The 26,545-nt window shown below is 70.3% G+C and carries 24 protein-coding genes; 12 read left to right on the forward strand and 12 right to left on the reverse strand.

The window, feature by feature from the left end:
• Positions 1–166 precede the first annotated feature (166 nt).
• Both D187_RS41690 and D187_RS51190 read left to right on the forward strand, forming a co-directional pair.
• Entirely contained in the window at positions 167–1,990 is a 1,824-nt protein-coding gene (locus D187_RS41690; protein ID WP_043434498.1) for a pectate lyase, read from the forward strand.
• A 165-nt stretch (positions 1,991–2,155) separates the two neighbouring features.
• Positions 2,156–3,052 carry an NAD-dependent epimerase/dehydratase family protein gene (locus D187_RS51190; RefSeq protein WP_002629817.1) on the forward strand — a complete coding sequence of 299 codons (897 nt, stop codon included), beginning with the start codon at positions 2,156–2,158 and terminating at the stop codon, positions 3,050–3,052.
• A gap of 11 nt (positions 3,053–3,063) precedes the next feature.
• Here the strand turns inward: D187_RS51190 and pyk are convergent, their stop codons facing one another.
• From pyk to ubiE, 10 genes are all read right to left on the reverse strand, one after another.
• On the reverse strand, positions 3,064–4,464 hold the full coding sequence (gene pyk / locus D187_RS41700) for a pyruvate kinase (RefSeq protein ID WP_002629816.1): 1,401 nt from the start codon (positions 4,462–4,464) through the stop codon (positions 3,064–3,066).
• A gap of 160 nt (positions 4,465–4,624) precedes the next feature.
• Positions 4,625–5,374: a bifunctional nuclease family protein gene (locus tag D187_RS41705; RefSeq protein WP_002625332.1), complete on the reverse strand. Its 750-nt coding sequence runs from the start codon at positions 5,372–5,374 to the stop codon at positions 4,625–4,627.
• Between the two features lie 120 nt (positions 5,375–5,494).
• Positions 5,495–5,848, reverse strand: a complete 354-nt coding sequence (locus D187_RS41710; protein ID WP_002625331.1) for a hypothetical protein — start codon at positions 5,846–5,848, stop codon at positions 5,495–5,497.
• A 163-nt stretch (positions 5,849–6,011) separates the two neighbouring features.
• The gene (locus D187_RS41715) at positions 6,012–7,313 is read right to left on the reverse strand and encodes a citrate synthase (RefSeq protein WP_002625330.1); all 1,302 of its coding nucleotides are present in this window, start codon (positions 7,311–7,313) and stop codon (positions 6,012–6,014) included.
• An 88-nt stretch (positions 7,314–7,401) separates the two neighbouring features.
• Entirely contained in the window at positions 7,402–8,676 is a 1,275-nt protein-coding gene (locus D187_RS41720) for a 3-phosphoshikimate 1-carboxyvinyltransferase (RefSeq protein ID WP_002625329.1), read from the reverse strand.
• Entirely contained in the window at positions 8,673–9,767 is a 1,095-nt protein-coding gene (locus tag D187_RS41725; RefSeq protein ID WP_002625328.1) for a 3-dehydroquinate synthase, read from the reverse strand. Before D187_RS41725 ends, D187_RS41720 begins: the two co-directional genes overlap by 4 nt.
• A complete protein-coding gene (aroC, locus tag D187_RS41730) occupies positions 9,764–10,783 on the reverse strand; it encodes a chorismate synthase (protein WP_002625327.1) in 1,020 nt (339 codons plus the stop codon). Before aroC ends, D187_RS41725 begins: the two co-directional genes overlap by 4 nt.
• Positions 10,780–12,027 carry a hypothetical protein gene (locus tag D187_RS41735; protein WP_002625326.1) on the reverse strand — a complete coding sequence of 416 codons (1,248 nt, stop codon included), beginning with the start codon at positions 12,025–12,027 and terminating at the stop codon, positions 10,780–10,782. The genes aroC and D187_RS41735 overlap by 4 nt, the downstream gene beginning before the upstream one ends.
• Positions 12,024–12,569 (reverse strand): shikimate kinase, encoded by a 546-nt coding sequence (locus D187_RS41740; protein WP_020918645.1) that lies wholly within the window; start codon positions 12,567–12,569, stop codon positions 12,024–12,026. Before D187_RS41740 ends, D187_RS41735 begins: the two co-directional genes overlap by 4 nt.
• 37 nt (positions 12,570–12,606) lie before the next feature.
• A complete protein-coding gene (gene ubiE, locus D187_RS41745) occupies positions 12,607–13,296 on the reverse strand; it encodes a bifunctional demethylmenaquinone methyltransferase/2-methoxy-6-polyprenyl-1,4-benzoquinol methylase UbiE (RefSeq protein WP_043434235.1) in 690 nt (229 codons plus the stop codon).
• Positions 13,297–13,466: 170 nt separating this feature from the next.
• Here ubiE and D187_RS41750 point away from each other — a divergent pair, with 170 nt between their 5' ends.
• Genes D187_RS41750 through menE form a run of 6 tightly spaced genes read left to right on the forward strand, consistent with a single transcriptional unit; the run spans position 13,467 to position 20,846 of the window.
• Positions 13,467–14,768 (forward strand): isochorismate synthase, encoded by a 1,302-nt coding sequence (locus D187_RS41750; protein WP_002625323.1) that lies wholly within the window; start codon positions 13,467–13,469, stop codon positions 14,766–14,768.
• Positions 14,761–16,530, forward strand: a complete 1,770-nt coding sequence (gene menD, locus D187_RS41755; protein ID WP_002625322.1) for a 2-succinyl-5-enolpyruvyl-6-hydroxy-3-cyclohexene-1-carboxylic-acid synthase — start codon at positions 14,761–14,763, stop codon at positions 16,528–16,530. Before D187_RS41750 ends, menD begins: the two co-directional genes overlap by 8 nt.
• The gene (gene menH / locus D187_RS41760; RefSeq protein ID WP_002625321.1) at positions 16,521–17,420 is read left to right on the forward strand and encodes a 2-succinyl-6-hydroxy-2,4-cyclohexadiene-1-carboxylate synthase; all 900 of its coding nucleotides are present in this window, start codon (positions 16,521–16,523) and stop codon (positions 17,418–17,420) included. The genes menD and menH overlap by 10 nt, the downstream gene beginning before the upstream one ends.
• The gene (locus D187_RS41765) at positions 17,417–18,328 is read left to right on the forward strand and encodes a 1,4-dihydroxy-2-naphthoate polyprenyltransferase (RefSeq protein ID WP_002625320.1); all 912 of its coding nucleotides are present in this window, start codon (positions 17,417–17,419) and stop codon (positions 18,326–18,328) included. The genes menH and D187_RS41765 overlap by 4 nt, the downstream gene beginning before the upstream one ends.
• Positions 18,329–18,333: 5 nt before the next feature.
• Positions 18,334–19,407: a mandelate racemase/muconate lactonizing enzyme family protein gene (locus D187_RS41770; RefSeq protein WP_002625319.1), complete on the forward strand. Its 1,074-nt coding sequence runs from the start codon at positions 18,334–18,336 to the stop codon at positions 19,405–19,407.
• Positions 19,404–20,846 (forward strand): o-succinylbenzoate--CoA ligase, encoded by a 1,443-nt coding sequence (gene menE, locus D187_RS41775; protein ID WP_002625318.1) that lies wholly within the window; start codon positions 19,404–19,406, stop codon positions 20,844–20,846. The genes D187_RS41770 and menE overlap by 4 nt, the downstream gene beginning before the upstream one ends.
• Before the next feature lies 1 nt (position 20,847).
• Here the strand turns inward: menE and D187_RS41780 are convergent, their stop codons facing one another.
• Entirely contained in the window at positions 20,848–21,243 is a 396-nt protein-coding gene (locus D187_RS41780) for an STAS/SEC14 domain-containing protein (RefSeq protein WP_002625317.1), read from the reverse strand.
• 186 nt (positions 21,244–21,429) lie between these two features.
• Here D187_RS41780 and D187_RS41785 point away from each other — a divergent pair, with 186 nt between their 5' ends.
• On the forward strand, positions 21,430–22,503 hold the full coding sequence (locus D187_RS41785; protein WP_002625316.1) for a type IV pilus twitching motility protein PilT: 1,074 nt from the start codon (positions 21,430–21,432) through the stop codon (positions 22,501–22,503).
• A gap of 10 nt (positions 22,504–22,513) precedes the next feature.
• On the opposite strand, the gene D187_RS41790 is transcribed toward D187_RS41785, so the two are convergent.
• A complete protein-coding gene (locus D187_RS41790) occupies positions 22,514–23,113 on the reverse strand; it encodes a hypothetical protein (RefSeq protein WP_002625315.1) in 600 nt (199 codons plus the stop codon).
• Positions 23,114–23,340: 227 nt separating this feature from the next.
• Here D187_RS41790 and D187_RS41795 point away from each other — a divergent pair, with 227 nt between their 5' ends.
• The 3 genes from D187_RS41795 (at position 23,341) to mdh (ending at position 26,425) form a co-directional block, all read left to right on the forward strand.
• Positions 23,341–24,090 carry a class I SAM-dependent DNA methyltransferase gene (locus D187_RS41795; protein WP_081714061.1) on the forward strand — a complete coding sequence of 250 codons (750 nt, stop codon included), beginning with the start codon at positions 23,341–23,343 and terminating at the stop codon, positions 24,088–24,090.
• Positions 24,091–24,165: 75 nt separating this feature from the next.
• Positions 24,166–25,461 (forward strand): NADP-dependent isocitrate dehydrogenase, encoded by a 1,296-nt coding sequence (icd, locus tag D187_RS41800; RefSeq protein ID WP_002625313.1) that lies wholly within the window; start codon positions 24,166–24,168, stop codon positions 25,459–25,461.
• 22 nt (positions 25,462–25,483) lie between these two features.
• Positions 25,484–26,425: a malate dehydrogenase gene (gene mdh, locus D187_RS41805; RefSeq protein WP_002625312.1), complete on the forward strand. Its 942-nt coding sequence runs from the start codon at positions 25,484–25,486 to the stop codon at positions 26,423–26,425.
• Positions 26,426–26,545: the final 120 nt, after the last annotated feature.

A 26,545-nucleotide genomic window follows, 5' to 3' on the forward strand; every position in this document is an offset into this window, starting at 1 on the left:
GGTGCAACGGGTGATGCGCGGCGTCAATCCCGAGCGGTGCCCGCGTCGGCGCACGAGTTGAAACCGAATGCCCTTCGCGCGATCGTCGCGAGCAAAGCGGGAACGCTCGCGCGAATGCCGCATCTCCGACGCGTCGGCGCCGCCGTTGGACCACAGGAGCGAGATGATGAAGCGCAGGACATTCATGCTGTTGGGGGTCGCCCCGCTGGCCATGGCGGCGTGCCGCGGCGGTGACGACGACAAGCCGACTCCCACGGAGCCAATACCCACGGAGCCGACCCCCACCGACGACCGGGCGAGCCGCGCTCGCGATGCCATGAAGCGCGCCGCCGTGTACATGGACGAGCGGGTGTCCTATCGCGGCGGCTATGTCTGGGCCTATCTCGCGGACCTGTCCAAGAGCTGGGGCGAGATGGAAGCCAAGCGCACCATGTGCTGGATCCAGCCTCCCGGCACGCCGAGCGCGGCTCATTCCTTCCTCGACGCATACCACGCCACCGGGGACGAGGCGTTCTACCGGGCGGCCGAACGCAGCTGCCTGGCGCTGATCGAGGCGCAACATCCGGCCGGGGGTTGGAACTACATCTACGACTTCGCGGGCGAAGAGTCGCTGAAGCACTGGTACGAAACCGTTGGCATCAACGGCTGGCGGCTCGAGGAGTTCCAGCATTACTACGGCAACGCGACCTTCGACGATGCCGGCACCGCGGTGGCCTCGCAGGTCCTCCTGCGCATGTACCTCGAGAAGCGCGATCCACGCTTCCTCGAGCCGCTGAACAAGGCGATCTCGTTCGTCCTCGACGCGCAGTACAAGGGTGGAATCGCCGATGGCGGCTGGCCGCAGCGCTATCCGCCGGCGCCCAACGCGATCACGTCCATGCCACGGCCCAATCCGGAGCAATTGCCGCAGGGCGCGTCGCAGGGCATGGCGGACGGCGACTACACGCGGCATGTCACGTTCAACGACGATGTCGCCGGCGAGAACATCAAGTTCCTGCTGATGTGCGTGATCGGACTCGGCGAGACGCGGCTGCTCGAGCCCGTCACGCGCGCGATGGAGGCGCTGCGCCGCTTGCAGCAGCCGGCGCCGCAGGCCGGATGGGGGCTGCAACACCTGTCGGCCGACCAGGACGGCCGCCCCGCGGGGGCCCCGGCCGGCGCGCGCAGCTATGAGCCCAGGGCCCTGGCCACGCACACCACCCAGACGAACATCCAGCAGTTGTTCCACTACTTCCGGCTCACCGGCGACCGCAAGTACCTCGAGCGGGTGCCCGAGGCCATTGCCTGGCTCGAGAGCACGCGGCTGACGGAACAGATGATCGCCGAGAACCCGCTGCTCAAGGGCCGCACGCACCCGACCTTCGTCGAGCTGGGCACCAACCGGCCGCTTTTCGTGCACCGCTACGGCTCCAACATCTGGAATGGCGCCTACTACGTGGACCACGACCATCACGACACGCCATCGCACTACTCGGCGGGCCGCAGCATCAACATCGCCAATCTGCGGGCGACCTACGAACAGCTCAGCTCGATGAGCGACGCGGCGATCGCGCAGATGGTGGCGAAGTCGCCCCTGAAGACCACCCAGCCGCGGGCGCTGCCGAAGTACTTCTCGCTCCGCGAGGTGGACTTCCCCGACTTGTATGCCGACGCGGTGATGACCACGTCCGCGGTGACGGACGAGACGGTCGACACGCTGATTCAGGACCTGGGCACCAAGGATCACTGGCTGACGCCCGTGGTGCGCAGCGATCCGGCGGTCGCGGCTTCCTTCGTCACCAACCCGTACCGCGGCAACGGGCCGAGCGCGCCCTATGTCGGTGACGCGTACCGCAGCAAGCACGTCGGCGACATCTACGACACCTCCCCCTACGACTCCCAGGATCCGCCGGCCACCTATGAGAAGAAGCCGCGGTTGACCGGCATCTCCACCGCGGACTTCGTCAGCAACATGGGCAAGCTGATCGCCTACGTGGCGCCGCTGAAGTGACGTGGGCTGGCTGTCGGGGGGGACTGGCCAGGCTCATGCGATCTCCAAGGGTGGGGTGGAGCGACGTGAGGACAACGTTTGTCTTTACCACTGGATTTCACCCCACCAGGGACGTGGCATAGAACTCCCGCGCGTGCCCGAGCCTGGGCGCCACGGGAGGTTCATATGGAGCTGAAAGACAAAGTCGTCCTCGTGACGGGGGCCAGCGGATTCGTGGGGACGTACGTCGCCCGGGGCTTGCGCGAGCAGGGCGTCCGGGTTCGCGCGCTGGTGCGGCGCCCCGAGGCCCAGGCGGAGCTGGAGCGGTTCGGCGTGGAGGTGGTGCTGGGAGATCTGACGGACGCGCGCTCCGTGGAGGCCGCCGTGCGTGGCACCCAGGCCCTCGTGCACTGCGCGGTGCAGCCCACTGCGGATGTCTCCGAGGCCCGGCGGGTGAACGTGGAGGGCACGCGCACGCTCGCCCAGGCCGCGCTCGCCACCGGCTGCGAGCGCTTCGTGCACGTCTCCACCGTCGCCGTCTACCCGCTGCGCGACCGGGAGGGCGTCGTGGACGAGACCCTGCCCCTGGCGGATGACAAGGATGCCTACTCCATCACCAAGATCGAGGCGGAGCGCGAGGTGGAGGCGGTGGCGGCCCGGGGCCTGCGCACGGTCATCCTCCGCCCTCCGGTCATCCTCGGCGTGCACCCCAGCTCCTTCTGGGGGACCCAGGTGCCCAAGAACATCGCGGCCGGACAGTTCGCGCAGGTGGACGAGGGACGGCGCCCCTTGGTCTACGTGCATGTCCTCAGCCTGGTGGATGCGGTGATCCGCGCCCTGCGCGTCGACGAGGCCGTGGGCCAGACGTTCAACATCAGCGACGGGCACACGCCCTGGCATCGCTACACGGACCTCTTCAAGACCCGTCCGCTGCCCTCCGTCCCGTCGGCGCAGCTGCCCGCGTTCATGAGCTTCCGGGGGACGCTCTCGACCGAGAAGGCCCAGCGCGTGCTGGGCTGGAAGCCCCGGGATACCTTCGACCCGGTCATGGCCGAGGTGGTGCGCGCCCTGCCGAAGCCGTAGGCCGCGCGCCCTCAGATGCGGTGCACGGAGATCATGTTGGTGCTGCCCGGCTCGTTGAGGGGCACGCCGGCCACGATGACCACGGGAGCGCCCCCGGGACACAGGCCCTCCTCGCGGCACAGCCGGCGTACCTGCCGCAGCATCGCGTCCGTGGAGTGCAGGCGGCCCACCCGCAGCGGCGTCACGCCCCAGTAGAGCGCCATGCGGTTGACGGTTTCCGGGTTGGGCGTCAGCGCGACCACCCGCGCGCCCGGCCGGAACTCGGAGATGAGCTGCGCGGTGCGGCCGCGCTCGGTGTACGCCACGATGGTGCCAATGCGCATCTGCTCGGCCGCGGCCACCGCCGCCGCCGCCACGCCCGTGGAGATGTCGTCCCGAGCGTGCTCGAAGGGCACATCCCTCGCGGTCCGCTCCGAGCCCGTTTCAATCTCCTCCACGATGCTCGCCATGGTGGCCACCGCCTCCACCGGGAACTTCCCCGCCGCCGTCTCGCCCGAGAGCATCACCGCGTCCGCTCCGTCCAGGATGGCGTTGGCCACGTCCGACACCTCGGCGCGCGTGGGCCGCGCGCTGGTCACCATGCTCTCCAGCATCTCCGTGGCCACGATGGTCAGCCCGCCCAGGCGGTTGACCAGGCGCACCATCTGCTTCTGCAGGGCGGGCAGCTTCTCCAGCGGCATCTCCACGCCCAGGTCGCCGCGCGCCACCATGATGCCGTCCGCCGCGCGCGCGATGGCGTCCAGGTGGTCCACCGCCTGGGGCTTCTCGATCTTCGCGATGAGCGGCGTGTCCCGGGCCACGAGCGCGCGCGCCCGCTGGATGTCCTCCGCCGAGCGCACGAAGGACAGCGCCACGTAGTCCACGCCCAGCTCCTGTCCGAAGGCCAGATCCTCCCTGTCCTTGGCGGTGATGGTGGGCACCGACACATGCGCCCCCGGCAGGTTGAGGCCCTTGTGGTCCTTGAGCACGCCGCCCTGCTCCACGGTGCACGTCACGTCCTGGCCCGACACCGAGTCCACCCGCAGGCGCACCCGCCCATCATCCAGGAGGATGGGGTGGCCCGGCTCCACGTCCCGGGGCAGCGAGCGGATGGGCGTGGGGATGAGGTGGCCCTGTCCGAGCACCTTGCGCGTCGTCACCACCACCTGCTCGCCCGTCTTCACCTCCAGGCGGCCCCCCTCGAAGCGGCCCAGGCGGATCTTCGGACCCTGCACGTCCTGGAGGATGGCCACGGGCACGCCCAGCCGGCTCGACGCCCGCCGGATGCGCTGGACCCGGCGCCGGTGCTCCTCGGGCGTGCCATGGGAGAAGTTGAGCCGGGCCACGTTCATGCCCGCCCGGATGAGCGCCTCGATGACGACCGCCGAATCCGAGGACGGCCCCAGGGTGCAGATGATCTTCGCCTTTCGCATGGGCGAACATCCTAGGCACGGGGGGGTGCCTTGACAGTTTCACGGCCCCGGGAATAAATGTTGCTCACGCGCGGGCGTAAGCAGCGGCGTTGGCGCGGGCCGTGGTGTTCTGTTTTCGTCGTCTTGCTCCAGCCATCCGAGCCGGGTCGGCCCCGTTGTCCTAGAGGCTGATCTCGTCCGTGCGGCCCGGCTCCGGCTTCAAGCCGGGGTGCGGGGACGGCATGCTCTCACGCGGAGTGAGGCCATGGGGCGTGAAGGGCAGGGCGTCCTTCATGTCCAGGTCACCGCTGCCGCCCACGCCCGGGCCGTCGCCTCCGCGCAGGGAGTCGATCTCCTCGCGGCTGATGCCCGCCTCGTCCAGCACCTTGCGCGTCACCCGGATGCGCGCCCGGCCATCCAGCGCCATGGCGATGGAATCCGAGGGGCGGGCGTCCAGGGTCATCTTGCGCGCCCCCTGTTCGAGGAAGACCCGGCCCACGTAGATGTCGTCCTTGAGATCATCGATGCGGACCTCGGTCACCTTGGCGCCCAGCTCCACCACCATCGAGCCGAGGAGATCCTGCGACAGGGGCTGGGGCGAGCGCAGGTGGGCGAGCCGGAAGGCGATGGCCACCGCGGCCGACTCGTCCACGAAGATGGGCAGCACCATGGCGCCATCCGGGGTGGTGAGCACCACGGCGTGGGTCTTCGCCTCGACGAGCGGGATGACGTCCCGCACCTCCAGCTCCACCAGCTCCTTGCAAGCGGAAGGATTGCCCCCTTCCTTGGGTTGACAGACCGGGTTGGCCGGCGCGGCGGCCTTGGGTGAAGGCGCGGGACCAAAACCCGGCAGCAGCAGAGCGCCCAAGGTGAGCAGCGCGGCGGAGAGCGGACCCAGCAGGAACGTGGCGGCAGGAATGGGCGTTTTCACCCTTCAAACCTGCACATGTATGACGGGGCGGGGAGGGCCGGAGAACGTGCTCGCCTGCCCACCAGCCAATCGCCCCGTGCTCCCCCCTTCATCCGCCAGGGGGAGCTGGACAGGCGAGCCTCAGCGCTCGTCCTCGCCCTCGTCGTAATCCTCGTCGTCGGACTCCTCGTCCTCGTCCTCGTCGAAGTCGAGTTCTTCGTCGTCGGCTTCCTCGTCCTCGTCGGACTCCTCGTCGTCGTCGAGTTCGTCCTCGAGATCCTCGGTCTCCAGGGCGAGGGAAACGGCGAAGCGCTTGCTCAACGCGGCCACCTGGGTCCGCATCTCGGAGAGCGCCGCGACGAAGTCCTCCTGGATGTTCGTCGGGGACTTCTGGCCGCAATGGGGACACACCAGCTTCTCCGTCCCCTCGATGAGATCCTGAGCGGCCAGCTCGAAGGTGCCCTCGCACTTCTGGCAGGTGAGATCGATCGTCATGTTCGAGGCGCGGAATATCCACGGGGACGTGACCTGTCAACGCCCGTGGTACGCGCCGTATGGCTTTCCGTGACCCCGGAAACGCCGAGAGGGCCGAGGCGGAGAATCCGGAAGGACTCTCTGCTCGACCCTCTGGGGACGCGCGCGTGGCGCGGGGGCGCGGCTACTTCTGGCTGCGCTCGCTCATGGGCACGTAGTCGCGGCGCTTGGAGCCCGTGTAGATCTGACGCGGACGGGCGATCTTCTGCTCGGAATCCTTCACCATCTCCTCCCACTGGGTCACCCAACCCACGGTGCGCGGAATGGCGAAGAGCACGGGGAACATCTCCACCGGGAAGCCCATGGCCTCGTAGATGAGGCCCGAGTAGAAGTCCACGTTCGGGTAGAGCTTGCGCTTGACGAAGTACTCGTCCTGCAGGGCGATGCGCTCGAGCTCCACGGCGATCTCCAGCAGCGGGTTCTTGCCGGTGATCTCGAAGACCTCGTCCGCCACGCGCTTGATGACCTTGGCGCGCGGATCATAGGACTTGTAGACGCGGTGGCCGAAGCCCATGAGCTTGGAGCCGCCCTCGCCGCCCTTCACCGACTTGATGAACTCGGGGACCTTGGAGACGTGGCCGATCTCGCGCAGCATGCGCAGCACGGCCTCGTTGGCGCCGCCGTGCAGCGGGCCGTAGAGCGCCGCGATGCCCGAGGCCACCGCGCTGAAGGGATCCACCTCGGAGGAGCCCACGGTGCGCACGGACGTGGTGGAGCAGTTCTGCTCGTGGTCGGCGTGGAGGATGAAGAGGACGTCGAGCGCCTTCTCCAGGGTGGGGTGCACCTTGTAGGTGGTGGTGCCGATCTTGCGGACCATCGCCAGGAAGTTGCCCACGTAGGACAGATCGTTGTCCGGGTAGACGTAGGGCAGGCCCATGCTGTGGCGGTAGGAGAAGGCGGCCAGCGTCGGCATCTTGGCGATGAGCCGGGTCATCTGGATGCGGCGGCTGCGCTCGTCCTTGGTGTGCTTGGCGTCCGGGTAGAAGCCCGAGAGCGCGGCCACCGTGGAGGACAGCATGGACATGGGGTGCGCGTCGTAGCGGAACCCGTCCATGAACGTCTTGATGTTCTCGTGCACGTAGGTGTGGTGCGTGACGAGGTACTTGAACTCGTCGATCTGCTTCTCGTTGGGCAGCTCGCCGTTGAGCAGCAGGTAGGCGACTTCGAGGAAGGAGGAGCGCTCCGCGAGCTGCTCGATGGGGTAGCCCCGGTACTCCAAGATGCCCTTGTCACCGTCGATGAAGGTGATGGCGCTCTTGCAGTTGGCCGTATTCAGGAACGCTGGGTCATACCCCATCAGACCGAAGTCATCTTCAGAGACCTTGATCTGCCTGAGGCCGTTGGTCCGAATGCATCCGTTCTCGATCGGGACCTCGTACGTCTTCCCGGTCCGGTTGTCCGTGATGGTCAGCGTATCCTTTGGCATGGGAGGACTTATCACAGGCGGCGGAGAGCTTTCAACAAAAAAGAGCGGCGCCCGGAGAGGCCGCGTGTCCCTCCGGGCCCCGGTGGTCTCAGGTGAGCCGGGCTCCCGTGCGTTCCAGCTGTTGCCAGAAGCCGGGGAAGCTCTTCTCCACGCACTCGGGGCCGGTGAGCGTCAGGGCCGCTCCCGAGAGGGCGGAGAGCGTCGCGGACACCATGGCCATGCGGTGGTCTCCCCGGCTGTCCATGGCGAAGTGGCGGGGTGGGGTGGGGGGAGGATGGATCGTGAGCGTCTCGCCCTCCAGAACCGTCTTCCCGCCAACAGCCTCCACCAGCGTGAGGATGCCCTCCAGCCGATCGCTCTCCTTGACCCGGAGGATGCCCACGTCGGTGAGAGTGGAGGAACGTGGCAGCACGCACGCGAGCGCGGCCAGGGTGGGCAAGAGGTCCGGGCACTCCTTGCCCGAGGCCACGAGCCCGTCACGGGCCTCGCCCACCAGGCGCAGGGTGGCGTTGGGACCGGGCTCGGCGCGCAGTCCCGCGCGCTCCACCAGCCGCACCAGCGCCTGATCCGGGTGCGCGCTGCCCAGGTCCGCGCGCTCCACGCTCCCGCCCGTGCGCCAGGCGAGCAGCAGCAGGTAGCCGAGCGAGGACCAGTCACCCGGCATGGCCGGGGTGCGCTCGGGGGCGCGGTAGTCCGCCACCTCGAAGCGGCCGTCCCGCTCGTCCACCGTGAAGCCGAAGCGGCGCAGCCAGGACACGGTCAGCTCCAGGTAGCCCGCGCTGGTGAGCGTGCCGGTGATCTCCACCCGCCAGGGACGGCGCTCACGCAGGAACAGCGCCGCGCAGCCGAGCAGCAGGCTGGAGGCGTACTGGCTGCTCTGATCGCCGGGGACGCGGAAGACGGGCTCGCCGGTGCGCTCCGGGGCGCGGATCTCCACGGGCCACGGTTTGCCCTCGGTGAGCACGAGCCCCGAACCACCGAGCGCCTCGCGCAGGGACTCGAAGAGCGGGCCGTGGGGCCGCTCGCCCAGGCGGGGCGTGCCCGTGAGGCGCACATGGGCGCCGGGCGTCACCGCGGCCTGGGTGACGAGGATGCGGAAGGGGGCGCCGCCGTCCGCGCAGTCCACGTCCCGCACGGTGCCGGGTGGCAGGCGCAGGGCCTCGATGCCCCGGCGCAGCACGCGCACGTCCGCGGGGAGGAAGTGCTCGGGCTCGCGTTGGAGATCCGGCAGGGGCCAGGCTCCGGTGAGGTGCGCGAGCACCAGGGCCCGTTGGGCGTCCGACTTGGAGATGGGCGGCGTGAGGACGGCGGAGGTGAGCCGGCTCGGGTCGACGTGCAGCCGGGTCTGGGATGAACTCGTCATGGGCGGACTCCCTTCGTCCAGGCGGGCCAGAGCGCGCGCCACTCGGACGCGGAGACGTCGCGCACCTCGGCGACGCCAATATCGGTGAGCAACACCATGCGCAGCTCTCCCGCCGCGCCGGACTTCTTGTCCGCGGCCAGCAGCACCTCGATGTCCTCGAGCGCCGCGCGCTTGAGCAGCGCCGCCGCTCGCTTGCGGCCGAGCACCCCCGGCCCCTTCTCCAGCGCCGTCTCCACGCGCGCGGCCACCTTGTCGGGCGTCACGCCCACGGCGCGCCCCACGTCGAGCGCGCACAACATGCCCAGGCCCACCGCGTCCCCGTGCGACAGCTTGAAGTGTGACACGCTCTCGAGCACGTGGCCGAAGGTGTGACCGAAGTTGAGCACCCGCCGCAGGCCCTGCTGCTCGTACGGGTCCTGCGCGCACACGGTTTCCTTGAGGCGCCGCGCGTCCTTCACCAGGCGCTCGAGCGAGGGCGGCCGGCGCGTGTAGCCCTGGAAGAGCTGGGCGTCGAGGCTCGCCACCATCTTCCACGCCTCGAGCGCGCCCTCGCGCCGCTGCGTGTCCGAGAGGCTCTCGAAGAGCTCCGGACACAGCCACGTCTCCTCGGCGTAGTGGAAGACGCCCACGGGGTTCTTCACCACGCGCCCGTTCACGGTGACGTCCACCGCGCCCTTGCCGCCGAGGCTGCTGTCCACCGCCGCGAGCAGCGTGGTGGGCACCTGCACCAGCCGCACGCCGCGCTTGAGCAGGTGCGCGGCCATGGTGCACACGTCGCCGATGGTTCCCCCGCCGATGGCCACGAGCGTGCCCGAGCGCGGCAGCATGAGGCCCGCGGAGAGCACCTGCTCCAGGGACTCGAAGGACTTGGCCCGCTCGCCTCCAATGAGTTGGAGGATGGCGTGGGGGCGGCGCGCCTGGAGCGCGCCCAGGAGGGTGGGGTGCAGCTTCGCCACGCGCTTGTCCACGACGACGAGGCTGCCCTCGGGCAGGGTGACGCTCACGCGCGAGAAGGCGCCCCAGCGATCATTCGCGGGGCGGTAGGCGCCCGGGGGAAGATGGGTATAGGCGCCAGGAGGAAGAGAGGTCATGTCGAGTGGGGCCAGGCGTTGTACTGCAGGGCGAGATCGGCCAGGACGAGCGACACCATGGCCTCCAGGACGGGGACGGCGCGGGGCATGATGCAGGGATCATGGCGTCCGCCCTTCGCATGGTCCGCGAGCGTGGCGGGGGGCTTGAAGTAGACGCGCAGCAACAGGGGCTCGCCGTTGGTGAGGCCTCCCTGGATGCCGCCGTAGGTGTCCTTGCGCGCGTGGAACTGGAGGCCGGGCTGCGCGATGCGCTCGAGCAGATCCGGCGGCCCCCAGACGACGCCGGTGACGGCGCCCACGCTGCCCAGCGCCTGCGCGAGCAGCGCCTTGATCTTGCCGAAGATGGGCTCGCCCAGGCCCACGGGCAGGCCCTCGACGCGCACGTCGATGCTGCCGCCCAGGCTGTCTCCCGCCTCCTTGGCGACGAGGATGCGCCGCGACATCTCCTCGCGCACCACCGCATCCGGGCAGCGCGTGGGGTGCTCGTCCACCCTGGCGCGCGTGAGGCCCAGCTCCGGCACCGCGCTCACCAGGTCTCCCACCTGCGACACCCACGCCACCGTGGACACCTTCGGGAACTGCCGCTCGAGGTACGCCTCGGCGATGGTGCCACCGATGACCCGGCAGAGCGTCTCGCGGCCACTGGTGCGTCCGCCGCCGCGGTGATCCCGGTGCTTGAAGCGCTCGCGCCACACGGCATCCGCGTGGCCGGGGCGATCCTCCGCCTTGAGCTTGTCGTAGTCCCCCGAGCGCTGGTTGGTGTTGCGCACGATGGCCGCGATGGGCGTACCGAGCGTCTTGCCCTCGAAGACGCCGGAGAGGATCTCCACCTGATCCGGCTCGGAGCGGGCGGTGGTGATGGTGGATTGGCCGGGCCGGCGGCGATCGAGCGCGGCCTGGATGCGCGCCGTCTCCAGGGGCACGCCCGCGGGGCAGCCATCGATGATGGAGCCCAGGGCCGGGCCGTGGCTCTCACCGAAGGTGGTGAGGCGGAACAAGGTACCAAAGGTGTTCATGTGGCGGTCTCCCAGAGGGCTCGCTGCCGGCGGGCCTGGGCAATGAACCACGCCGCGCCGAGGAGCAGGGGAACTCCCCCGCGGCGGGTGATCTCGGTGGCGATGCGACGGGCCGGGGCGCCGTAGGCGATGACGGCGACGCGGGCTCCCTCGAAGCGCAGGGTCTCCGGGGGCGTGATGCGATCCGGCCACGTCCAGATGCCCGTGCCCTTGAGGGGCTCGGAGATGGAGGCGCGGCGCAGGAAGCGCAGGTGGTCGCGCTCGGAGGCGGCGGCGCGCAACGCGGCACCCACCCCTCCATCTCCGAGCACGAAGAGATCCCCTCCACCGAGCCGCTCGAGCACCGTGCGGGCGCCCTCGGTGTCGGTGTTGAAGGACTCCCAATGGTCCCCGCGGCGCACGAGCGTGTTGATGGCGTCGATCGACGCGCCGGTGTGCCGGGCGAGGCGCGGCTTGAAGGGACTGGTGATGGCGAAGCCCCGGTAGTGGGGCAGCAGCGCGTCCACGAGCGCCTCGACGGGCGCGTCCTCGGCCAGGTCGATGCGATCGAAGGGCTGGGGGTGGATGCGGGGCGAGCGCGAGTGGGAGATGGACGTGCCGAGGATGCCCAGCCGTCCCTCGCGAGCGGCGGCACGGGCCTCGCGCGCCGCGTCCGCGAGCAGCCGCTGTCCCGGCGCCGCCTTCCAGTCGCCCCCAATGGCCACGTATTCGAGCTGGTTGCGCCGGGAGAGCACCGCTCGCACGGGAAGCGCGACCGGTCCCATCGTGAGCACCGTCACCCGCTCCGCGCCGAAGCGCTCGCTCAGCCTCGCCTGGGTCTCGAGCAGCACGGCGATCCGCGCCGCGGAGGGCTCGCCGAGCGGCTCGACATGCTTCACCAGGGCGCCCTCCGGCAGGGGCCCTTCCCACAGGCGCAGCGCCTCGTCGGTGCTCAGGGGGCGATCGGCATGGTGCGAGGCGAGCAGCTTGCCCGCCGGAGCGTCCAGCGCGCCCGCGTGGACCACGTCGCGATCCACCCAGCGCGCGGCGGCCACCCACGCGGGCGGCAGGGGCACTCCGCGCTCGGACACGAGCAACTCCAGGATGCGCGCGAGGGCCGCGGCGTCCACCGCGTCGGCCGGGTGCAGGTCCGTGCGCACCTCCAACATGTCCGCGCCCTGGCTCCGGGCCTCGGTGGCGAAGCGCAGGGCGTCGGGGCCTCGCAGGACCGGGGGCAGGGTGACGACGAGGCGCGCGGACTTCATCGGGGATTCTCCGGGTCGGCGAAGGCTCGCAGGAACGCGGCGATGCCCACCGTGGTGACGCGGGCGTGGAGCAGCTCGCGCTGCTGGTAGATGGCGCTCAACTCCTCCTCGAGGCTCACGCCCGGGCTCAGCCGCGGCCGGCGCGTGTCCTTGAGCAGGCGCTCGCGGTAGGTCTCGAAGGTGATGGGCACCAGCAGGGTGTGGCAGTCCCGCAGGGCCTCTGGATGGTGGGACAGGAAGCCGCCCCCCACCGCCACGAGCCCTCCGGCGGGCAGGGACAGGAACAGGTCGCGCTCGGCCCGGCGGAAGCCGTCGGTGTCCGTGGCCACCCAGTCGCGCAGAGAGCGGCCCGAGCGCTTCTCCAACTCGACGTCCAGATCCATCCCGGGCCTGCCGGTCAGCGCGCTCACCAGGGGCAGCAGCCGCGTCTTGCCCGCGGCCCGGTGTCCGCCGATCACGATCGTCTTCGACGCGGGAGGCGGCGTGCCGGGCGCGAGCCGGGCGAACTCCTCGCGAATCGAGTCGGACAGCCTCGGGTCCACGGACCCGAGGATTCTTTCGATGAGGTGTTTCCGCTGCTCAGCGGACGGTACCGACATAGACGTAGGATGTCCCGAACGTCAGGGGATGGGCCACTCTTTCCTTATAGCCGCCGGACTGCTCCATAAGGCCCAGGAATCTTTCGCCCGCCGGGAAAGCGGCGGAGGTGCGCGGCAGGTACTCGTAGGCGGCCCGGTTGCCGGTGAGCAGCCCGCCCACGCGCGGCATGACGACCTTGCTGTAGAAGCGGAACAGGGCGCCGAAGAAGCCCGTGGGCTGGCCGAACTCCAGCACCACCACCCGGCCTCCGGGGCGTACCACCCGGGCCATCTCGCTCAGGCACTTCACCGGATCATCCACGTTGCGGATGCCAAAGGCGATGGAGGCCACGTCGAAGCTGTTGTCCGCGAAGGGCAGGGCCATGGCGTCGGCGACCTGGAACTCCACGCGCAGCCCCTCGCGCTCGGCCTTGGCCGGAGCGCTGTCCAGCATCTCCTTGCAGAAGTCGGTGCCCATCACACGCCCCGCCTCGCCCACCTGGCGCTTGAAGGCCAGCGCCAGGTCTCCGGTGCCGGTGGCGCAGTCGAGCACGGCATCTCCGGGCTTCGCGCCGCTCAGCCGCACCGCCTTGCGCCGCCACAGGCGGTGGATGCCGAGCGACAACACCTCGTTCGTCACGTCATAACGCGTGGCGATGGAGGAGAACATCTGACGTACTTCGGTGCTCATTCGAGCCCTCGCCTGGGGAGAGGCACCCGCGTGCACCGCCGGGTCGCCGGTGGAGTTCACGTTGTTTTGAACCCCGTATTGCTTGTATAGCCCAACGCGCGGACAGGACAACAAGAGGTTGTGGCGCGCGCGGTGGCGCGGGACGGTGGCGGGACGCATGAGGACGGCTGATGACGACACTCGGATCCACTGACGCGAGCCGTTGGGTGGCGGGGTGGATCCCCCTGCCCGCGGTGGATCCGCTCGCCGGAGCGGAAGCGTTCGGAGAGCCGTCCGTGTACTGGGAGCGGCCGCTCGTGCGCGAGGCGGCGGCGGGCTGGGGCGAGGCGGGCGCGAGGGAGGCCACGAACGCGGCGGGGGCCCAGGCGGTGTTGAAGGAGCTGTCGGCACCGGACTCGGTGCGCTGGCTGGAGGCGCCGCCCCCCGAGCTTCCCGGGCCCTGGTTCGGGGGCATGCGCTTCTCGGCGAGCGGGCAGGACGCGGGGTGGAGTCCGTTCGGCTTCGGCCGGTGGACGCTGCCCGAGACGTTGGTGTGGCGCACGGAGAAGGGGCTCGCGTTGGCGGTTTTCGCGCCCGAGGGGCCCGGAGCCGAGGATCGGGTGCGCTCGCGGCTGTCGCGCATGGGCTCGGTTTTTCCCTCCAGCTACCGGCATCCGCGGGGCACGCCCCAGACGCTGCGTGTGTCCTCGCCCCGGCCGGACTTCGAGGCGCGGGTGGAGCGCGCGGTGGAGGCCATCCGCGCGGGCAACCTGCTCAAGGTGGTGCTGGCGCGGGCGGTGGAGGTGGAGGCCGAGCACGACTTCGACCGGGTGGACACGCTGGCGCGGCTGCGCGAGCAGAACCCGCGCTGTGCCACCTTCCTCTTCCAGGCTCCGGAGGGCACGGCCTTCCTGGGCGCCACGCCGGAAACGCTCTGTCGGCTGGAGGGTCGCCAGCTGGAGACAGAGGCGCTCGCCGGCTCCGCCGCTCCCGCGCGCTCCGGAGAGCTGGAGTCGAGCGACAAGGATCAGCGGGAGCACCAGGCGGTGGTGCGCTACATCCTCGAGACGCTCCAGCCCCTGGCCGAGCGGATCGAGTCGGACCGGGAGCCCGCGTTGTTGCCCTTGAAGAACGTGGTGCACCTGCGCACGGGCATCCGCGCCACGCTGCGCGAGGGAGTGGGAGTGGCCGAGCTGGTGGCGGCCCTGCAACCCACGCCCGCGGTGGGCGGCACGCCCCAGGCGCTCGCCCTGGAGTTCATCGCCGCGCACGAGTCGCTGGACCGGGGCTGGTACACGGGGCCGGTTGGTTGGGTGGGTCCCGGGCGGGCCCACCAGGTGGTCGCGCTGCGCTCGGCCCGGGTGAAGGCCCGCCAGGCACGGCTTTTCGTGGGGGCTGGTATCGTGGCGGGCTCGCGCGCCGAGGCGGAGTGGCACGAGACGGAGATGAAGGGACTGGCGATGCTGCGGGCGCTCGGAGGCGGACATGTTTGACGCCCACGTGAATCAACTCTGGGCCCGGGCCCTCGTGGAGGAGCTGGTGCGGGGCGGGGTGAGGCACGCCGTGGTGTGTCCGGGCTCGCGCTCCTCTCCGCTGGCGCACGCGTGCGCCATGGCCGAGGGTCTGCGCACCTGGTCCGTCATCGACGAGCGCAGCGCGGGCTTCTTCGCCCTGGGCATGGCCAAGCAGTCGCGCGTGCCGGTGGTGCTGGTGGCCACGAGCGGCACGGCGGGCGCGCACTTCTATCCGGCGATCATCGAGGCCTTCATGTCGCAGGTGCCGCTGGTGGTGCTCACCGCGGACCGGCCCCTGGAGTTGCAGGGCTGGGGAGCGCCCCAGACGGTGCCCCAGGCGCGCATGTTCGGGGAGTTCTCCCGGCTGTTCGCGGACGTGGGTCTGCCGGAGTCGGAGGACGTGGCGCTCGTGCACCTGCGCGCCACGGTGGCCCGGGCGGTGGGCGTGGCCGTGCGTGCGCCCCGGGGCGCGGTGCACCTCAACGTGCCGTTTCGCGAGCCCCTGGCGCCCGTTCCCGGTGATTCCGCCGCGACGCACCTGTCCCCGCTCGCCCGGGAGGGGCGGCCGGGCGCACCGCTCACGCGCATCAGCCCGCCGGTGCGCCAGCCCGATCCACTGACGCTGGCGGCGGTGCGCGCGCGCGCGGCCGCCACCGAGCGGGGCGTCATCGTCTGCGGCCCCCGGGACGAGAACGACGGCTTCGCGGAGGCCATCGCCTCGCTGGCCGAGGCCACGGGCTATCCGGTGCTGGCCGAGGCCACGTCGCAGGCTCGCTATGGAGGGGGGCCCCTCACGCTGTCGCTCTACGACGCGATGTTGCGGCACGAGCCCTTCGCGCGCGCCCACCGGCCGGAGCTGGTGCTGCGCTTTGGCGGCGGGCTCACGCCCAAGGCGCCCCAGGCGTGGCTCGACAGCTCGGACGCGGAGGTGGTGCTCTTCAGTGACGAGGGCGCGCTGTTCGATCCCTCGCACCGCTCCGCGCGCGTGGTGGAGGGCTCGGCGGTGGCGGCGTGCGAGTCGCTCGGCAAGGGGTTGTCGCGAGGACTGGGTCCCTGGGCGCGCGGCTTCCTGTGGGCCGAGCAGTGGTGCCGGGCGGCGCTGGAGTCGGCCTTCTCGGAGGACGCGACGCTCTCGGAGATGCGGCTCGCCCATGAGGTGGTGGCGGTGTTGCCGGACGGGGCGAACCTCTTCGTGTCCAGCAGCATGCCCATCCGGGACGTGGATGCGTTCGCGCCCTCGGCGGGTCGCCGTCTCCGGGTGCTGGCCAACCGGGGCGCCAATGGCATCGACGGCATCGTCTCGAGCGCGCTCGGGATGGCGGCGGCCTCGGGGCGGCCCACGGTGTTGCTCACGGGAGACCTGGCCCTGCTGCACGACATGGGCGGCCTGCTGCTGGCGCGCCGCAACGCCGTGCCCCTGACGGTGGTGGTGGTGAACAACGATGGGGGAGGCATCTTCTCCTTCCTGCCCATCGCCCAGGCCGAGGGCGCGCGCGCGCACTACGAGGCCCTGTGGGGCACCCCCCACGGCATGGACTTCTCGCACGCCGCCGCGCTCTACCAGGCGCGCTACCGGCGGGTGGAGTCGCCCGCGGCGCTGCGCTCGGCGGTGGCCGAGGGGCTCAAGGGCGGGTTGAACCTCATCGAGGTCCAGGTGAGGGATCGCGCGAGGAACGTGGAGTCGCACCGGCAGCTGTTCGCGAGGATGGCCGCCGCACTGGGAGAGGGCCCATGGCTCTGAAGCTGGCGTATGAGACGTGGGGAGAGGGGGCGCACCCCCTTCTCCTCGTGCACGGGTTCACGGGGAACCGCACGTCGTTCGATCACCTGCGTTCCTCTTGGAGCCCGCACGTCAAGGCCATCGTGGTGGAGCTGCCGGGGCACGGGCAGACGCCGCTGCCCACGCGCCCCGGACGCGAGGGCTTCCTGGAGACGCTCGACGCGCTCTACGCGGTGCTCGACGAGCTGAACGTGGCGCGGACGAACCTGCTGGGCTACTCGCAGGGGGCGCGCTTCGCCCTGGCGGCGGTGATGCGCCGGCCCGAGCGCTTCACGCGGCTCATCATGGAGAGCGGCTCGCCGGGGCTGCACCGCCGGCAGCACCGCACGGAGCGGCGGGTGAAGGACAGTGAGCTGGCGCTCTTCCTGCGGCAGAAGGGGCTCACGGCGTTCATGGACTACTGGGAGTCGCTGCCGCTGTTCGCGGGGTTGCAGCGCCTGCCCGAGGAGATGCGCGTGGCCCTGCGGGCCCGTCGGCTGGCGAACACGGCCGAGGGGTTGGCTGGGGCGCTGGAGTGCCTGGGCCTGGGCGTGCAGCCGGACTACTGGCCGGAGCTGCAACGCCAGCGGCTGCCCACGCTGCTGCTCACGGGCGCGCTGGACGAGAAGTTCACCCTGACGGCGCGGCGGATGGCGGAGGAGCTGCCGGTGGTCTACCGCCGCGCGTTCGAGGGGTGCACCCACGCGCCGCACCTGGAAGTGCCCGAGGAGTTCGCCCAGGAGGTGCTCTCCTTCATCCGCACGCCCTGGTACGAGTCCCCCGAGTTCGAGAGCACGGGGGCCGATGCGAGCCCGGCGCCGATCGCCACCGTGGAGCCCTCCCTGTCCAAGAAGTCCCAGCCCACCCCATGAACGCGATTGCTCCCGCGGTGCAGGCGCCTCGCCCCACCTTGAAGACGTGGTTGATGGCCGCCCGGCCCAAGACGCTCACGGCGGCGCTGGTGCCGGTGATGGTGGGCACGGCGCTCGCGTATGGACTGGGTGTGGGCCGGTGGATGCCCGCGCTGGCGGCGCTCGTGGGCTCGATGTTCATCCAGGTGGGCACCAACCTGACGAACGACTACTTCGACTTCAAGAAGGGCGCGGACACGGCGGAGCGGGTGGGGCCCCAGCGGGTGACGCAGAGCGGGCTCATCGCTCCGGGCACGGTGCTGGCGAGCGCGCTCGCGTGCTTCGGGCTGGCGGTGCTCACGGGCATCTACCTGGTGGTGGTGGGCGGCTGGCCCATCGTGGCCATCGGGCTGGCGTCGGTGCTGGCGGGCTACTCGTACACGGGCGGCCCCTTTCCCCTGGCCTACCATGGGCTCGGCGACGTGTTCGTCTTCGTGTTCTTCGGGCTGGTGGCGGTGCCGGGCACCTACTACGTGCAGGCGTTGACGGTGACGCCGGCGGCGTGGTGGGCCGCCATTCCGGTGGGGGCGATCGGCACGGCCCTGCTGGTGGTCAACAACCTGCGCGATGCGGCCACGGACGTGAAGGCGGGCAAGCGCACCCTGGTGGTGCGACTGGGCCTGCGCGCGGGACGGGCCGAGTACGTGGCGCTCCTGTCGCTCGCCTTCGTCACGCCCCTGGCGATGTGGAGCCTGGGCCTGTCGAGCCCGTGGGTGATGCTCGCGTGGCTGAGCGCGCCCCTGGCGGTGCCGCTGCTCAAGCTCGTGCTCGGGCAGGAGGGCGCGCCGCTCAACTCCGCACTGGGTGGGACGGCGAGACTCCAGCTCGTGTTCGGGTTGCTGTTCTCGGTGGGGCTGCTCCTGAGGTAGGCGCGATGCGCATCGTGGAAGCGAGCCTCGAGCGGTTGCGCCTGGAGATGGTGCGGCCGCTGAGGACGGCGGCGGGCGTCTACGCAGCCCGCGAGGGCTTCGTGGTGCGGCTGGTGGACGACTCGGGGCGGGTGGGGTGGGGCGAGGCGATGCCCCTGGCGGAGTTCGGCACGGAGACACCGGAGGCGTGCGAGCGGGTGTTGACCGCGCTGCTTCCGGGGCTGCGAGACGCGGCGGGCCCGCCTCTTCCCGGGCCCTGGGCGGAAGGTGGCGAGGAGCGCTTCCCCGCGAATCACCCCGCGGCCCGGCATGCGCTGGAGCAGGCGTGTCTGGATCTCCTGGCGCAACGGCGAGGGCTTCCCCTGAGCCAGCTCCTGTCGTCGGGAGCGCGTGCGGAGGTCCACGTCAACGCGCTGCTGGGCGCCGCGTCCCCCGAGGAGCTGGTGCACGAGGCGCGGCGGGCGGTGGCCGAGGGGTATGAAACGCTGAAGCTCAAGGTGGCGGGCCGCCCGGTGGAGGAGGACGCCACGCGGTTGTTGGCGGTGCGCGGGGTGGCGGGGGCGGCGCGGGTGCGGATCGACGCGAATGGCGGGTGGACGGAGCCGGAGGCGGAGCGCGCGTTGGCGGTGTTGGGCTCGGAGGGCATCGAGCTGTGCGAGCAGCCCGTGGCGGCCGAGGCGCTCGAGGCCCTGTGCCGGCTGGCCGCGCGGGCGCCGTGTCCCCTGGCGGCGGATGAGTCCCTGACGCTGCCCGGGGCCGCCCGGAAGCTCCTGAGTTCCGCGCCCACGGTGCGCGTGCTCGTGCTCAAGCCCATGGTGCTCGGAGGACTGTTGCCCACGCTCGCTCTGGCGCGCGAGGCGGCCCGCCAGGGCGTGGACACCTATGTGACGAGCTCGCTCGATGGGGTGATCGCCCGGGCGGGCGCCGCGCATCTGGCGGCGGCGTTGCCGTCGGGGCGATATGCCTCGGGGCTCGGCGTGGGGCACCTGTTCCAGAACGAGCCGGACCTCCACCCATTCCGCCCGCTCCGGGGCCGCATCCTGCTGCCGCGGACACCGGGCCAGGGAGTGCATTCATGAAGGGCTCATGTCCCATCCGGGCCGGCGCACGGACGCGTCCGGACGCGCTGGCGCTCACGTTCGCGGGCCGGCACTGGACGTACGCGGAGATGGACACCGAGGTGGGCCGGTGGGTGGCCGCGCTCCGGGCTCGCGGCGTGGGGCCGGGAGAGCGCGTGGGGGTGCTGTCGACGAACCACGTGGCACTGGCGCACCTCTTCTTCGCGCTCGGCCGGGTGGGAGCGGTGCTGGCCCCCTTCAACGCGCGGCTCACCCCGGCGGAGTTGCGGCCCCTCGTCGAGGACGTGGCTCCCCGGCTCCTCCTGGCGCTCGAGCCCCTCCGGGCCCGCCTCCCGGACGCCGAGCCCCTGGAGTCCTTCGCGGACGCGGTGGGCGGACCCTCGCCCGAGTGCGTCGACCTGGATGACACGTCGCCCCGGGTCATCCTCTTCACCTCGGGCACCACGGGCCGGCCCAAGGGCGCGGTGATCACGGAGGGCAACTTCCGGGCGTCCGCGCGCTGCTCCGCGGCGAACCTGGGCGCGCACCCGGCGCCGCGCTGGCTGGGCACGCTGCCGCTCTTCCACGTGGGGGGCCTCGCGATGCTCACGCGCACCGCCTACGACGGGGGCTGTCTGGTGCTGCGCGAGCGCTTCGCGGTGGACGACACCAACCGGGCGCTCGACGAGGAGGGCGTCACCCACGCGAGCTTCGTGGCCACGACATTGGAGCAGGTGCTGGAGGCGCGCGGGGACAGGCCGGTGCCCGCCTCGTTCCGCCATTCGTTGATCGGCGGCGGGCCGGTGCCGGCGCCCCTGCTCGCGAGGGCGAGGGCGGCCGGACTCGGTCCCCTGCAGACCTACGGGCTGACGGAGGCCTGTTCCCAGGTGGCCACCGAGCGTCCGGACGAGGCGGATGGGCTCACGGCGGGCCGGGCGCTGCCGGGGCTGGAGGTGCGCGTCGTGGGGCCCTCGGGCGAGCCCCTCGAGGTGGGCGCGGAGGGGGACATCGAGGTGCGCGGTCCCACGGTGATGGTCGGCTACCTGAACCGGCCCGAGGCCACGCACGAGGCGCTGCGGGACGGCTGGTTGCGCACGAAGGACGTGGGGCGGCTGGACGCGCGGGGGCGGCTCACGGTGCTGTCGCGGCGCACGGATCTGATCCTCCGGGGCGGCGAGAACATCTACCCGGCCGAGGTGGAGAAGGTTCTGGCCGACCATCCGTCGGTGCGGGAGGTGGCGGTGGTGGGCGTGCCGGACACGCGCTGGGGCGAGGTGCCGGTGGCCTTCGTGGTGGTGCGCGCGGGCGCAGGGCTTCCCGAGGAGCTCGGTTCGTGGTGCCGCGGCTCGCTGGCGGGCTTCAAGGTCCCCGCGCGCTTCCTCGCCATCGACGCCCTGCCACGCAATGCGTTGGGCAAGGTGGAGCGCACGGTGCTGCGCGAGCGGGCGCGGGGGGCGTGAGTCACGCCGTGTCGTGCTGCTCTTCATCCGACATGAGCCAGCGCCGCGCCTCCTGCTCGTCCTGGAAGCGGCGCATCATGCGGTACAGGCCGCTGGCGCGCGCGATGCGGTTGAGCTGGAGCGCGGTGAGCTCGCTGTCGACGAGCTGGGCGAGCCGCCGCATGCCCGACTCGATGGCGGTCTGTTGCCCCTGACGGAGGATCTCGGCGGCCTCGGGGGAGGCGGCCTTGAGCAGGCGCATGTCGGACAGCACCCGGATGTAGCGGCCCTGGGCGGTCAGCGTCCGGGTCGCCGCGAGCGACTCGGCGATGAACTGCCGCATCTCGTCCTCGCGGATGACGCCCTCCAGCTGCAACTCCACGAGCGCTTGGGCTTCATCGACGCGAATCCGGAACAAGGATTCATCTCCTCTTGAGCAGGGGGGCGGAAGTGGACTCGTACCTGGACTCGTGCTCGCGGGCCAGGAAGAGCAAGGGGGGCGGCGGGCGCGAGGGTGGGGGGACCCAGGGCTCGTTTCGGCGGGATTTTGGCTGGTCCCTGGGGGTTGTGGCTAGACTTCGACCAACGGGAGAGCTCAACTCGCTTGGATCAGTCAACCCTCAACAAGTTGCTCACGGTGGGCGTGCAGAATGGCGCCTCGGATATCCATTTCCGGCCGGGTGACCCTCCCATCTACCGGGTCAACGGGGTCCTGCGGCCCTTGAAGATGGAGAAGCTCCACCCGGATCATACCCGTCAGGTGGCGCTCCACGTCATCTCCGACCCGCTCACCAAGACGCAGCTCGACAGCCTGCAGGAGTACGACACCTCCTACGGCCTGCCGGGCGTGGCGCGCTTTCGCGTGAACATCTACCGCCAGCGCGGCACCATCGCCTGCATCCTGCGCATCATCCCGGACGAGATCCCCACCATCGACGGACTGGGGCTGCCCCAGGTGCTCAAGACGATCGCCGGCAACGAGCAGGGGCTGGTGCTCGTCACCGGGGCCGCCGGCTCGGGCAAGAGCTCCACGCTCGCGGCGATGCTCGATCACATCAACCGCACGGAGAACCTGCACATCCTCACCATCGAGGATCCGATCGAGTTCATCCACAAGAACGTCAAGTCCTCCATCTCCCAGCGGGAGATCGGCCCGGACACGGAGAACTTCGCCATCGGGCTGCGCGCCGCGCTGAGGCAGGATCCGGACGTCATCCTCGTGGGCGAGATGCGCGACATGGAGACGGTGGACATCGCGCTCAAGGCCTCGGAGACGGGCCGGCTGGTGTTCACCTCGATGCACACGATGGACGCGCCGCGCACCATCAACCGCCTGGTGTCGGTGTTTCCCTCCGAGGAGCAGGCGATGGTGCGCATGCGTCTGGCGGACAGCCTCAAGGCGATCGTCTCGCAGCGGTTGTTGCCCCGCGCGGATGGCAAGGGGCGCACCGTGGCGCAGGAGATCCTCGTGCAGACGCCGCAGGTGGAGCAGTTCATCCGCGAGGATCGCGCCCACGAGCTCAAGGACGTCATCGAGCATGGGGGTGAGCCGTTCGGGATGCAGACCTTCGAGCAGCACCTCAGCCAGCTCTACCAGCAGACGGCCATCACCCTGGAGACGGCCATGAGCGCGGCCCCCCGGCCGGACGAGCTGCAGCGCGTGCTCGACTCCGCCTGAGCCCGGGGCCCTACGTCCAGGCCACGGAGTAGGTGCAGCGGGCGGCGCCCCGGGTGCGGCACATCCCGGGCTCGAGGTGCGTCAGCATGGCCGAGGGCTCATGGGACCGCGCGAAGGCCAGCAGCAACCCCTCGTCGAAGGCACACGGATAGGGGCCGGTGCAGTCACAGAGGATCTGCTTGTGGCGGGCGAAGGGGCGCGCCAGGTAGTGGCCGATGCCGTCCTGGAGCTGGCCCGTGTGCTCGGAGAACATCGGCTGGCCGTTGACGGCATGGTTGAGGTGGTACATCACGTCCAGGCGCTGGAAGGCGGCGCGGACGTCGATGCCGGCGGGCATGGCCCGGGCGAACCTCGGGATCGAGGCCCCCACCTGCCGCAAGGCCACTTCTCCGAAGTCCTTGCGGATCCGCTCGAGCATCCGGAGATGGCCCGCGAGCGGGTACCACGCTTCCGACTCGAACTGGACCAGCCCGTCGGGCCCCGTGGTCCCCATGCTCTCCTCCAGCATGATCCGGCTGGCGAGTCGCCAGAATGAACCCAGCCCCGAACTGACGATGCCCAGGTTGTGCCCCAGGCACTGGATGCGCTCGTAGGTGACGTTTCGGATCATGGTTCGGATCATGGCGTTGAAGGTTTTTCCGACCTGGAAGGTCCTCTCGTTCCGGCGGAAGCGCGTTCCACCGAGGACGAAGGGTATTCTAGGTGTAGATTTCCATCGAGTGGGGGTTTTCCCTTCACCGGGTGTCCGCATGAATTCACTCCTGGACGGTGGACGGGAGTCCAGGGCTCCCGCTGGGCGGTGGAAGGGGGCGGGAGGCATGCACTACAACCCGGGAAATGAGCGGCAGCCGGACGGGCAATTCATTCACGGAAGGGGCCCCGGGGCCCGAGGGCCTCGGACCCGACGCGCAGGAGCGGGGCGTGCGGCGCGCCTATGGGGAGATCGCCGAGGCCTATGAGGCCTTCTTTCCCTCGCTCCAGCGCTACGAGGGGCGGGTGGAGCGCTTCCTCGCGGAGACAGTGACTCCGGGTGCGAGGGTGCTCGACATGGGGTGTGGACCAGGGCTGCTCACGCGGGCGTTGCCGCCGGACGTGGAGGTGGTGGGCCTGGATCTCTCGCCGGAGATGCTCGAGGTGGCGCGGCGGGGCCGACCTGGGGGGACCTACCGGCCGCACAGCTACCGGGAGCCGCTCGTCGGGGAGGAGGGCCGCTTCGGGGTGGCCCTGGCGGTGGGGTGCCTGGACTTCTGCGAGGACCTGCCCCGGACCCTCGGACACCTGGCGAGGGCGCTGGCCCCGGGGGGACGGCTGCTCTTCACGGTGCTGGAGCGCCGGCCGGGGCTCGAGGCCCACGAGGAGGCGAGCTGGCGGCTGCCGGAGGCGGCTCCCCCGGTGACCCTGTATTTCTGGTCCTTCGCGTTCGTGGCCCGGGCCCTGGAGGACGTGGGACTGGTGCCCGTGCGTTATCGGCACGCACCGGGTTGGCTGCGACTCATGGACGAGCGGGTGATGCACTTCGGGTGGTGGGACGTGGTGCGGACTGGCTCCGATAAGTCAGGAAGCTCGGCGGGCAGCCAAACTCCTTGACGCCAGGGGCCAGAGGCGCAAAGCATCCGCCGCCCTTAAGTCCCCCTCATTTCCTCATCATCAGGAGCTTCGTCCATGGCGCCTCCGAGCGGCGAGAAGATCACCCTGCAGAACGGCAAGCTGACCGTGCCGAACAACCCCATCGTCCCCTACATCGAGGGAGACGGCACCGGCCGCGACATCTGGCGCGCCTCGCAGAACGTCTTCGACGCGGCGGTGGAGAAGGCCTACGGCGGCAAGAAGAAGATCTCCTGGTTCGAGGTGCTCGCCGGCGAGAAGGCCTTCAAGACGGTCAACAACTGGCTGCCCGACGAGACCGTGACGGCGTTCCGTGAGTACCTGGTGGGCATCAAGGGCCCGCTGACGACGCCGGTGGGCGGCGGCATCCGCTCGCTCAACGTGGCGCTGCGCCAGATGCTCGACCTGTACGTGTGCCTGCGCCCCGTGCGCTACTTCAAGGGCGTGCCCAGCCCCGTGAAGACCCCCGAGAAGGTCGACATGGTCATCTTCCGGGAGAACACCGAGGACATCTACGCGGGCATCGAGTTCGAGGCGGGCTCGCCCCAGGCCGCCAAGGTGCTGGAGATCCTCCAGAAGGAGTTCCCCAAGGACTTCAAGAAGATCCGCTTCCCCCAGGACGTGGGTCTCGGCATCAAGCCCGTGTCGAAGGAAGGCACCGAGCGGCTCATCCGCGCCGCCATCGACTACGCCCTGGCGGAGAAGCGCAAGAGCGTCACCTTCGTGCACAAGGGCAACATCATGAAGTTCACCGAGGGCGCCTTCCGCAAGTGGGGCTACGAGCTCGCGGCGCGCGAGTACGGTGACAAGGTCTACACGTGGGATCAGTGGGAGGCCACCAAGGCCGCCAAGAACGAGGAGGCCGCCAACGCCGAGCAGAAGGCGGCGCTCGCCTCGGGCAAGATCCTCATCAAGGACTCCATCGCGGACATCACCCTGCAGCAGGTGCTCACGCGTCCGGACGAGTTCGACGTCATCGCCACGCTCAACCTCAACGGTGACTACCTGTCCGACGCGCTCGCCGCGCAGGTGGGCGGCATCGGCATCGCGCCGGGCGGCAACATCAACTACCTCACCGGCCACGCCGTGTTCGAGGCCACCCACGGCACCGCGCCCAAGTACGCGGACCTGGACAAGGTGAACCCGGGCTCGGTCATCCTCTCGGGAGAGATGATGCTGCGCCACATGGGCTGGAACGAGGCGGCCGACCTCATCATCAAGGGCATGGACAAGGCCATCGGCAGCAAGACCGTCACCTACGACTTCGCCCGCCTGATGAACCAGGAGAAGCAGACCGGCGTGACCGAGGTGAAGTGCTCGGAGTTCGGTCAGGCCATCATCAAGAACATGTAGTCGTCACGAGGAGACAAACCACATGGCTCACTCCAAGAAGAAGATCGGCCTCATCGGCGGTGGTCAGATTGGTGGCAACCTGGCCCTGCTCGCCGTGCAGAAGCAGCTCGGCGACGTCATCCTCTACGACATCCCGGCGGCCGAGGGCCTGGTCAAGGGCAAGGCGCTGGACATCAACCAGCTCTCCGCGGTGGACGGCTACGACTGTCGCGTCACCGGCACCACGGACTGGAAGGACGTGGCGGGCGCGGACGTGGTCATCATCACCGCGGGCGTGCCGCGCAAGCCGGGCATGACGCGCGAGGACCTGCTCGACGTCAACCTGAAGATCATGCGGGACGTGGCGGCCAACATCAAGCAGCACTGTCCCGACGCCTTCGTCATCAACGTGGCCAACCCGCTGGACGCCATGGTGTACGCGCTCCAGAAGATCTCCGGCCTGCCGTCGAACAAGGTCGTGGGCATGGCGGGCGTGCTCGACACCAGCCGCTTCAAGTTCTTCATCGCCGAGGCGCTCAACACCTCCATCCGCGACGTGGAGGCGCTGGTGCTCGGCGGCCACGGCGACGACATGGTGCCGCTCGTGCGCCACAGCACCGTGGGCGGCGTGCCCCTCACCCAGCTCATCGCCAAGGACAAGCTGGACGCCATCATCGACCGCACCCGCAAGGGCGGCGCCGAGCTGGTGGGCCTGTACAAGACGGGCAGCGCCTACTTCGCGCCCGCCGCCAGCTCCATCTCCATGGCCGAGAGCTTCCTGCTCGACCGCAAGCGCGTGCTCCCGGCCGCCGCCATGCTCAATGGCGAGTACGGCATCAATGGCGTCTTCTTCGGCGTGCCGGTGCAGATCGGCGCGGGCGGCGTGGAGAAGATCCACACCGTGGAGCTCAACGAGGCGGAGAAGGCCGAGCTGGCCCGCTCCTACGACTCGGTGAAGAAGACCGTCGAGAGCGTCAAGCTGTAATCGCCGCGCGCCGCCGCTCCGCCTGGCCGCCCCCGTGGGACGAAATGCTCCACGAGGGGCCGGGCGGAGCGCGGCTGATGCCGGTGATGGAGCGCGCTTATTCTTCGTGATCCGGTAATC

The sequence above is a fragment of the Cystobacter fuscus DSM 2262 genome (assembly GCF_000335475.2).
Classification (GTDB): domain Bacteria; phylum Myxococcota; class Myxococcia; order Myxococcales; family Myxococcaceae; genus Cystobacter; species Cystobacter fuscus.

What these genes read in the sequence shown, in the direction of transcription:
- D187_RS41690 (WP_043434498.1), top strand. Translation starts at nt 167, where the DNA reads ATGAAGCGCAGGACATTCATGCTGTTGGGGGTCGCCCCGCTGGCCATG.
- D187_RS51190 (WP_002629817.1), top strand. Translation starts at nt 2,156, where the DNA reads ATGGAGCTGAAAGACAAAGTCGTCCTCGTGACGGGGGCCAGCGGATTC.
- pyk (WP_002629816.1), bottom strand. Translation starts at nt 4,464, where the DNA reads ATGCGAAAGGCGAAGATCATCTGCACCCTGGGGCCGTCCTCGGATTCG.
- D187_RS41710 (WP_002625331.1), bottom strand. Translation starts at nt 5,848, where the DNA reads ATGACGATCGATCTCACCTGCCAGAAGTGCGAGGGCACCTTCGAGCTG.
- D187_RS41715 (WP_002625330.1), bottom strand. Translation starts at nt 7,313, where the DNA reads ATGCCAAAGGATACGCTGACCATCACGGACAACCGGACCGGGAAGACG.
- D187_RS41720 (WP_002625329.1), bottom strand. Translation starts at nt 8,676, where the DNA reads ATGACGAGTTCATCCCAGACCCGGCTGCACGTCGACCCGAGCCGGCTC.
- D187_RS41725 (WP_002625328.1), bottom strand. Translation starts at nt 9,767, where the DNA reads ATGACCTCTCTTCCTCCTGGCGCCTATACCCATCTTCCCCCGGGCGCC.
- aroC (WP_002625327.1), bottom strand. Translation starts at nt 10,783, where the DNA reads ATGAACACCTTTGGTACCTTGTTCCGCCTCACCACCTTCGGTGAGAGC.
- D187_RS41735 (WP_002625326.1), bottom strand. Translation starts at nt 12,027, where the DNA reads ATGAAGTCCGCGCGCCTCGTCGTCACCCTGCCCCCGGTCCTGCGAGGC.
- ubiE (WP_043434235.1), bottom strand. Translation starts at nt 13,296, where the DNA reads ATGAGCACCGAAGTACGTCAGATGTTCTCCTCCATCGCCACGCGTTAT.
- D187_RS41750 (WP_002625323.1), top strand. Translation starts at nt 13,467, where the DNA reads ATGACGACACTCGGATCCACTGACGCGAGCCGTTGGGTGGCGGGGTGG.
- menD (WP_002625322.1), top strand. Translation starts at nt 14,761, where the DNA reads ATGTTTGACGCCCACGTGAATCAACTCTGGGCCCGGGCCCTCGTGGAG.
- menH (WP_002625321.1), top strand. Translation starts at nt 16,521, where the DNA reads ATGGCTCTGAAGCTGGCGTATGAGACGTGGGGAGAGGGGGCGCACCCC.
- D187_RS41765 (WP_002625320.1), top strand. Translation starts at nt 17,417, where the DNA reads ATGAACGCGATTGCTCCCGCGGTGCAGGCGCCTCGCCCCACCTTGAAG.
- D187_RS41770 (WP_002625319.1), top strand. Translation starts at nt 18,334, where the DNA reads ATGCGCATCGTGGAAGCGAGCCTCGAGCGGTTGCGCCTGGAGATGGTG.
- menE (WP_002625318.1), top strand. Translation starts at nt 19,404, where the DNA reads ATGAAGGGCTCATGTCCCATCCGGGCCGGCGCACGGACGCGTCCGGAC.
- D187_RS41790 (WP_002625315.1), bottom strand. Translation starts at nt 23,113, where the DNA reads ATGATCCGAAACGTCACCTACGAGCGCATCCAGTGCCTGGGGCACAAC.
- D187_RS41795 (WP_081714061.1), top strand. Translation starts at nt 23,341, where the DNA reads ATGAGCGGCAGCCGGACGGGCAATTCATTCACGGAAGGGGCCCCGGGG.
- icd (WP_002625313.1), top strand. Translation starts at nt 24,166, where the DNA reads ATGGCGCCTCCGAGCGGCGAGAAGATCACCCTGCAGAACGGCAAGCTG.
- mdh (WP_002625312.1), top strand. Translation starts at nt 25,484, where the DNA reads ATGGCTCACTCCAAGAAGAAGATCGGCCTCATCGGCGGTGGTCAGATT.